Annotated in this window: 4 protein-coding genes; all 4 read left to right on the forward strand. The window is 33.4% G+C overall.

The features are described from left to right. On the forward strand, window positions 1-374 hold a 374-nt coding region (locus A5868_RS19215), incomplete at its 5' end, for a hypothetical protein (protein ID WP_087654096.1). 19 nt (window positions 375-393) lie between these two features. Beyond that, the gene (locus tag A5868_RS06695) at window positions 394-819 is read left to right on the forward strand and encodes a hypothetical protein (RefSeq protein WP_002350178.1); all 426 of its coding nucleotides are present in this window, start codon (window positions 394-396) and stop codon (window positions 817-819) included. Further along, entirely contained in the window at window positions 816-980 is a 165-nt protein-coding gene (locus A5868_RS18960; RefSeq protein WP_176374148.1) for a hypothetical protein, read from the forward strand. Before A5868_RS06695 ends, A5868_RS18960 begins: the two co-directional genes overlap by 4 nt. Window positions 981-986: 6 nt before the next feature. Next, window positions 987-1187 carry a hypothetical protein gene (locus tag A5868_RS06700; RefSeq protein ID WP_087654097.1) on the forward strand — a complete coding sequence of 67 codons (201 nt, stop codon included), beginning with the start codon at window positions 987-989 and terminating at the stop codon, window positions 1185-1187. Window positions 1188-1223 lie beyond the last annotated feature (36 nt).

Consider the following 1223-nt stretch of genomic DNA (forward strand, 5'->3'; position numbering starts at 1 on the left):
CGCATATATTTAATGGAGTAAACTTAATAGTAGATACTGTAGGATGGTTATTTGCGTGGTTGGTCAAATTGATTTTGAAAGGTATTACTTCTTTTTGTGGGTGGGGAATTAGTAAGATTCAATCACTACCTGAAAACATTCAAATTCCAATCAGTGCAATGCTAGTTCTCATTTTTATAGGTATCTTTTTAGCTTGTTTATGGGTATTTCCCTATATCGTGATCGTGACTCTTATTGTTATTCCAGCAGCTATTTTTCTGTTGAAACTGTTTATCGGATGGATCGTTTTATTTAGTATAATTTATGCGGTCTATTTGATTATTAAAAGTATCAGTACAAGATTATGGCAGTACATCAATCTCAAAAGAGCCTGACAGAAGGGAGTGGAAGTAAATGGCAAAAATAATTGATTTTAATGAAGCAAAATTCAGAGAATTATCAGTGTTCAATCCGTTGGAAGCCTGGCGGATTGCCTTTCTAAACGAATTAACTGCTGCAGGGTACACTGTATCTGTTCCAACGGAGTTATTTCCTAATAGTAATGTTGATGACTCAAGAAACCTGTATGAACTTAACAATAAAATTGAAACCTTGCAGCCGGGAGAAAAGTTGATCTTAGTGAGAAATCACCATTTTGAACTCTTTTTCTACTTTTCCCTTGAAAACAAGTTGACTCTTAGAATCGGAGCTTTAGCATCTGGAATTGACGCGTTTCTTTTACAAAATAAGTTTTCAAATGAAAAGGAAATCTTCAAAAAATATTATCTGTTTATGCTGGAATATTTTAGAAAAGATTCTAGTGGGGAGGATAACGTATGAAAAGGATAGGATTTAAGATTGTTGGGCTACTATTTCTAGCACTGTTTCTTTTTACTGGTTGTAGTAACAAAGATAAAAAATTAGAAGCAACGCTTACTGAAGGAACTGGTATTTGGACATTTGTGACTAAAGAAGGTGAAGGCAAAATCATCTTTTTCTAGGATGGTATGGCTAAAGCAGATGATGATGGTGAAGTAAACGCAACCTATGAAATCAAAAAAGATGGTACAGAAATTAGAATGAAGATTGTTGATTCTGACGTATATACTACAATGAAAAATATTGAGATTGAAAGTGATAAAGTTATAAAGGTAGATTTATCCAAGAACGGAAAAGCAGCAACTGAACCATGTAAATTAGTAAAATAGAGGATGTCTATCTTAGGTTATTGAAGAGAATTAGAG

This window comes from Enterococcus sp. 12F9_DIV0723, from assembly GCF_002174375.1.
Classification (GTDB): Bacteria; Bacillota; Bacilli; order Lactobacillales; family Enterococcaceae; genus Enterococcus_A; species Enterococcus_A gilvus.